1 protein-coding gene is annotated in these 255 nt (G+C 53.7%); it reads right to left on the bottom strand.

What is annotated here, in order from left to right:
- On the bottom strand, window positions 1-255 hold a 255-nt coding region (locus ACO0LG_RS29685; RefSeq protein ID WP_423032235.1), incomplete at both ends, for a GTP-binding protein.

Below are 255 nucleotides of genomic sequence, written 5' to 3'. Positions count from 1 at the left end.
ATTCACGCACTTCCATTTCAACCAGTTCGAGCAACTCAGCGTCATCTACCATGTCGCATTTGTTCAGGAACACGATGATGTAGGGAACGCCAACTTGGCGGGCCAACAGGATGTGTTCGCGCGTTTGCGGCATTGGGCCGTCTGCTGCAGAGCAAACCAGAATGGCGCCATCCATTTGAGCCGCGCCAGTAATCATGTTTTTAACATAATCAGCATGACCTGGGCAGTCTACGTGGGCGTAGTGGCGACCCGCTG

It is taken from the genome of Undibacterium sp. Ji42W (assembly GCF_049340405.1).
Lineage (GTDB): Bacteria > Pseudomonadota > Gammaproteobacteria > Burkholderiales > Burkholderiaceae_D > Undibacterium.
Note: the sequence above shows the minus strand (reverse complement) of the source record. Positions and strands in the feature narration are given on the sequence as shown.